The sequence below is a fragment of the Haloflavibacter putidus genome (assembly GCF_006546625.1).
GTDB classification, from domain to species: Bacteria; Bacteroidota; Bacteroidia; order Flavobacteriales; family Flavobacteriaceae; genus Mesonia; species Mesonia putida.
The window spans coordinates 250774-257198 of the sequence record NZ_VIAR01000004.1; the positions used below are offsets into that span (position 1 = coordinate 250774).

The 6425-nt window shown below is 36.5% G+C and carries 6 protein-coding genes; all 6 read left to right on the forward strand.

From position 1 onward, the window contains the following. Nucleotides 1-56 precede the first annotated feature (56 nt). The 6 genes from FKR84_RS06145 to FKR84_RS06170 all read left to right on the forward strand — a co-directional run bounded on the left by FKR84_RS06145 (nt 57) and on the right by FKR84_RS06170 (nt 5413). Complete coding sequence (locus FKR84_RS06145) at nt 57-653, forward strand: MarC family protein (RefSeq protein ID WP_141421420.1); 597 nt, start codon at nt 57-59, stop codon at nt 651-653. Between the two features lie 479 nt (nt 654-1132). Next, nucleotides 1133-1711 carry a TetR/AcrR family transcriptional regulator gene (locus FKR84_RS06150; protein ID WP_141421421.1) on the forward strand — a complete coding sequence of 193 codons (579 nt, stop codon included), beginning with the start codon at nt 1133-1135 and terminating at the stop codon, nt 1709-1711. An 86-nt stretch (nt 1712-1797) separates the two neighbouring features. Further along, the gene (locus FKR84_RS06155) at nt 1798-2793 is read left to right on the forward strand and encodes an NADP-dependent oxidoreductase (RefSeq protein WP_141421422.1); all 996 of its coding nucleotides are present in this window, start codon (nt 1798-1800) and stop codon (nt 2791-2793) included. An 18-nt stretch (nt 2794-2811) separates the two neighbouring features. Continuing rightward, complete coding sequence (locus tag FKR84_RS06160; protein WP_141421423.1) at nt 2812-3972, forward strand: iron-containing alcohol dehydrogenase; 1161 nt, start codon at nt 2812-2814, stop codon at nt 3970-3972. Nucleotides 3973-4078: 106 nt separating this feature from the next. Continuing rightward, on the forward strand, nt 4079-4696 hold the full coding sequence (locus FKR84_RS06165) for a type 1 glutamine amidotransferase domain-containing protein (RefSeq protein ID WP_317129107.1): 618 nt from the start codon (nt 4079-4081) through the stop codon (nt 4694-4696). A gap of 81 nt (nt 4697-4777) precedes the next feature. Next, nucleotides 4778-5413 (forward strand): SDR family oxidoreductase, encoded by a 636-nt coding sequence (locus FKR84_RS06170; RefSeq protein ID WP_141421424.1) that lies wholly within the window; start codon nt 4778-4780, stop codon nt 5411-5413. Nucleotides 5414-6425: the final 1012 nt, after the last annotated feature.

The window sequence follows — 6425 nt, forward strand, 5'->3', positions numbered from 1 at the left end:
TATGGGAGGTATAAAAGTGTTTTATTTGAAAAAAATTACAATTAAAACACACTGAAATGGATGAATTTGGGGCATCAATATGGTCAACAGCGGTACTGTTATTTTTTCTCATGGATCCATTGGGAAACATCCCAATTTTATTATCTGTTTTAAAGCAGTATAACGAAAAAGAGCAACGAAAAATAATTATTAGAGAGTGCCTAATAGCCTTTTTAATCCTAAATATTTTTCTATTCTTCGGATATAAAATACTCGAATTTTTAGATCTTCAGAAGGAATCGGTTACCATTGCCGGCGGAATAATTTTACTTATTATAGGAATACGGATGATATTTCCAAAACCAGAAGGAGTAATGGGAGCAACTGGCGATGAAGCACCAATTTTGGTACCTATTGCTATTCCTATGATTGCCGGTCCTTCTGTTTTGGCCTTTTTGATATTAATGGCTAAAAATGAACCAGGACATTTGGGCACCTCGTTTGCATCTCTTACAATTGCTTGGGTTTTATCGGCTATAATTATGATTTTAGCGCCTCATCTTCATAAAATTTTAAAGAACCGCGGACTTAAAGCCATAGAGCGACTAATGGGAATGATATTGGTAATTATGGCAGTTCAGATGGTGATTAATGGAATTAAACTGCTTTTTTAATAAATCAAGCTAAAAAATCCTTTTTCTTCAAAACAGAAAGCAATTTTTGTCGTAATAACTGCCATAACATAGTTATAAAGGTATTTTGGTTTTGTGTTGCTTTTAAATGCTGAACTATTTGAAATATTTAAGAAGCTCTTTTTTAATTGATGGCTGTCATTGTCTTGTTATAACCAATTTTACAAAACCTTACTTCCAAAATTTATCGAACCAGGCTATTATGCCAGAGTAAATAGCATGTTATGGTGAGTAAATCTCTTTTAATTCTGAAAACATATTTTGCATTAATTTGTTGAATTGCTTTATCTAAACAAGCACAAATCTTTCGGTTAACCACAAATCACCGCAACTATTGCGAAGTATTCACTAGATTTTAGATTAGGCGAAATCTAGATAATGTTAATCATTTATTAAGATAAATGAACGTTCATTCATTTTTTGTATATTTGCACTGTCAAACTAACTGAAGAAGAGGTAAAATGAGTAAAAAGGAGAACCTAACCGGTAAAAAAAAGGCTCTTTTAGAAGCCACCTTAAACCTGGTCAACAACGATGGGTTTCACAAGGCGTCGATGTCTAAGATCGCCAAACTTGCCAGGGTAGCTCCAGCAACGATTTATCTGTATTTTGAAAACAAGCAAGATTTAATCAATTCGCTGTATTTAACGGTGAAAGCGTCTTTTAGTGAACACGCATTTACAGGTTATAACGATGAGCTTCCGGTTAAAAAAGGCTTTGAGATTATCTGGTATAATATCGCCGATTACAAATTAAATAAAATCGAAGAAGCTGCTTTTTTATCGCAATGTGATATCACTCCAATTATAGACGATGCTGTTGCAGAAGAAGGCCTAAAGCATTTGCAACCCTTACTCGATTTATGGGAGCGAGGTAAAAACGAAGGAATCATAAAACCGCTTTCCAGTTATATTCTTTACGCTTACACAGTTTACCCTTTATCCTTTTTATTGGCTATTCAGGAGAAGAATTACTATACTCTTGATGATGAAATGCGTCAAAAAGCCTTTCAAAGTGCTTGGGATGCTATCAAAATATAAAAAAATTTACTCTACAAAACGAATGAACGTTCATTAATAAACAATAATTGCATAATAAATAAGTATACCTTAAAAAAAATAACAATATGAATAAGACCATTCTTTTAAACAATCGTCCAAAGGGAAAGCCACAAGAATCTGATTTTAAATTTATAAACGAAGCTACTCCTGAAGTAAAGAGCGGCGAGGTTCTTCTGAAAACCAAATACGTTTCGGTAGATCCTTATATGCGAGGTAGAATGAGTGATGCGGAATCTTACGTTCCACCTTTTCAATTGAATAAACCAGTTGAATCTGGAATAATTGCTGAAATAGTAGAGTCAAAAAATGGTTCTTTTTCGAAAGGCGATTTTGTTTCCGGAATGTTGGATTGGAAAGAATACCAAACCAACGATGGCAAAAACTTACTGAAAGTGGATGGTGAGAAAGCACCGTTATCAGCCTATTTGGGTGTTATCGGAATGACAGGTCTAACTGCTTATCACGGATTAACCGAAATCGGAAAACTAAAAGAAGGTGAAACCATTGTCGTATCGGGTGCAGCAGGTGCGGTAGGTAGTATAGTAGGACAAATAGGAAAAATCTTAGGCTGTCGTGTAATCGGTATTGCCGGAACTGATGAAAAAGGAGAAATGCTAAAATCAAAATTCGGTTTTGATGCTACGATTAACTACAAGACCACTGAAGATATGACCAAAGCCATCGCCGATGCCGCACCAAATGGTGTAGATGTGTATTACGACAATGTGGGCGGAACGATCTCAGATGGTGTTCATGCCAACATTAATTCTTTTGGGCGTATTGTGGTTTGTGGAGCAATTTCTCTTTACAACAGCACATCAATGCCAACCGGTCCTCGTGTGGAGCCATTTCTGATTAAGAAAAGCGTATTGATGCAGGGCTTTATTGTGAGTAATTTTGCTGACAAATTCTCTGAAGGTATGGACAAGCTTTCGCAATGGTTGAAGGCTGAGAAGCTCGATTTTTCAGAAACGATTGTAGAGGGTTTTGATAACATTCCCAACGCCTTTATAAATCTTTTTGACGGTAAAAATAAAGGTAAAATGATTGTAAAAGTATAATTTTTAAAAAACGAAATAATGAATAATTTTCAATATAAAAATCCAACAAAAATTCTTTTCGGCAAGGGGCAAATGGTCAACCTGGCAGAAGAAATTCCAAATGATGCTAAAATCCTAATGCTTTATGGCGGTGGGAGCATCAAGAAAAACGGTATTTATAAGCAAGTGAAAGAAGCACTTTTAGATAACGAGGTGTTGGAGTTTGGAGGCATTTCGCCAAATCCAGAATACTGCATTTTGTTAAAAGCCTTAGAAATAATTAAAACCGAAAACATTGATTATTTGCTCGCCGTAGGTGGTGGATCGGTCATTGATGCCACAAAATTCCTATCTGGAGCTGCCTATTATGAGGGCGATACACCTTGGGATTTGGTCACGCAAAACAAACCGGTCACCAAAGGTATGCCATACGGTACGGTGCTAACTTTACCAGCCACAGGTTCCGAAATGAATTCTGGAGCGGTTATTACCCGAGCAGAGACAAAAGAAAAATTATCAATGGGAGGGCCCGCGCTTTTTCCACAGTTTTCCGTTCTCGATCCACAAGTGGTTTCGTCCATTCCGCAGCGCCAATTGGCCAACGGAATTGCCGATGCATATACCCACGTTTTGGAACAATATATGACCTATCCAATTGGGGCTATGTTACAAGACCGCTATGCCGAAAGTATTTTGCAAACCTTAATTGAGGTAGCACCTGCTATTCAGAAAGACCCTTCAGATTACGAAGCTGCGGCTAATTTTATGTGGAGTTGTACAATGGCTTTAAATGGTTTAATTCAACAAGGCGTGCCAAGCGATTGGTCTATTCACGCGATTGGTCACGAGTTGACTGCGCTTTATGGTATTGATCACGCCCGCACCTTAGCTATTATTCTTCCGGGACATTACACGTATAATTTTGAAAACAAGAAAGAGAAATTGGCACAATATGCAGAACGTGTTTGGGCGGTTAAAGAAGGCAGCATAGAAGAAAAAGCCAAAGCGGGAATCAAAAAAACCGAAGAATTTTTCTATTCCTTAGGTATCGATACCAAACTTTCAGATTACACAGATGAGTATGCCGATACCGCAAGCACCATTTCTAAACGATTTGCAGACCGCGGCTGGAACGGATTAGGAGAACGCAAGGATATTACTCCAGCCGATGTAGAGAAAATCGTAGCAATGAATTACTAATTTTTTAAAACGTAAAAAGATGACAAATACAAAACAACAAAAAATATTAATCGTATTAACGTCTCACGAAGATTTAGGAGACACCGGCAACTAAACCGGTTTTTGGATGGAAGAGTTTACCACACCATATTATCATTTAATTGACAATGGTGCTAAGGTCACGCTAGCTTCTCTAAAAGGTGGTCAGCCGCCAATAGATCCTACGAGTGCACAAGAAGAAAACCAAACAGAATCGACGAAGCGCTATGAGAAAGATGAAGCTTTGAAAGAACAATTGAAATCCACACACAAACTCTCTGAAATATCTGAAAAAGATTACGATGCGATATTTTATCCTGGAGGTCACGGTCCGCTATGGGATCTAGCTGAAAGTGAAACATCGGCACAGTTAATTGAAGACTTTTACAAAGCTAACAAACCGGTTTCCTTCGTATGCCACGCTCCGGCTGCCTTAAAAAAGGTAAAAGACGAGTCAGGAATTCCTTTAGTAAAAGGTAAAAAAGTGACTGGTTTTAGCAATTCTGAAGAAGATATGGCGGGACTCACCAAAGTGGTTCCTTTCTTAGTAGAAGATATGCTTAAGGAGAATGGAGGTATCTTCAGTAAAGGCAATGATTTTGAAGCATACGCTTTGGAAGATGGCTTGCTAATAACTGGACAAAATCCGGCGTCTTCAGAAAAAGTAGCCGAGTTACTACTGAATAAATTGAATACCAAGAACTAAATTGATTAGAATACTGTTTTAAAGAGAAATACCGCTTTGGAACAGTATTTTAAACAGTTAACCTTTAAAAAAATAAATACTATGAATACAAAAGAAAATATATTGGTTGCCGGCGCAAATGGCACCACGGGAAAGTTAATCATCGATATATTGAAGAAATCAGAAACATATAATCCGATTGCGATGGTTAGAAAACAAGAACAAAAAGACAATTTTGACAAGCAGCAAGTACAAACGGTAATGGCCGATTTAGAAGGTGATGTAAGTCAAACCGTTCAAGGCGCTGATAAAGTAATTTTTGCAGCTGGTTCTGGAGGTGAAAATGTGTATGGAGTCGATCAAGAAGGTGCTAAAAAAATGGTAGATGCAGCAAAAGAAGCGGGTCTTAAAAAATTTGTGATGCTAGGGTCTATTGGAACAGATGATCCTTCGCAAGGTGGTGATCTTACAGACTACCTGAAAGCGAAACAAAATGCCGATACATATTTACAATCCAGCGGATTAGATTATTCTATCGTACGTCCTGGTGCACTTACCAATGCAGATGCAACTGGAAAAATTCAAACTGGCGGAATAGGAGAGTTGGATAAAAGCGGATATATTTCAAGAGCCGATGTTGCCCATACTTTAGTAGAAGTTTTACCTGATGCGATAAAACTTCAGGAGACCTTTGAAATTATGAGTGGTGATACGCCTATAAAGCAAGCTATTCAATGAAGAGCATAAAAACTAATCCCGGATATTTGAGTTTTGATATCTGGGATTTTTTTAACAGTTCTATAGGTGAATTTTTAGTAAACGAGAAACCTATGTTTCACTTAAGATATGCAGCTCATTTTACATCTTAAATGAATAAAACAGAATTTAAAGCCTTTAATATTATTACAAACGTCATTACATTAAATTACCGATCAATTTTAAATTACTTTACCAACAGAAGTACCTTTTATAAACATTGAACTTTCCTTATTATTCAGGTATAGTTTAGTATAGCTTCGGTATACCTCAAGTATGGCTAGTGTATTGAGAGTGTATTAAAACCATTTTTTAGAAGAAACTTTTAAAAGATACTATTTATAAAAGTTGACGGTTTAAAATATCTTGACAGAACCTATTCTTTTAGCGACATTTTTCTTTAAAACAATTTTTTAGATGCGCCATAGATACTCCATAGATACCTCATAGATACTCCCTTAAAACTTGCTTCTCAAAAAAGAAAGACTTTTAGCGTTGTTTTTAAAAAATAACTACTAGTGTCCGATTAAATTAATTAAAACGAATGACAAGCCAATAATAGCCAAGGATTTTGAGAGATTTGTAATACGACACCTTGCTTTAAAGGTTTTTATTTTTTAATGGCCTAAGCGAAGTTCTTGCATACGACGAGGAAGAATGACGAGAGTAATGCACAAAAAAAATGATGTGAGTGGAGGGTTAAGCAAACTAGCGCCAGCCGCAAAAAATTGAATAGACACGAGCAAAACTTAGAGCTTTAAAATTTTTGAAAACCAGCGAATACCTTTAGTTTGCGCCGTAACGAGGGAAATTTTTAGCAAAGTTCGATTAAGCCTAGTCCCCAACTAGAGTTGGGGATTGGTTCTCCCGTATTCTATGGTTAAAAAAAGCTTTTTAGTTAAAATTTTCAACATTTTTAAGCTGCATATTTCAAGGTATCAACATATGGCGTTCTCCGTTTTACAACTGCAAAAATCCTGGCTAGTAATTTGTT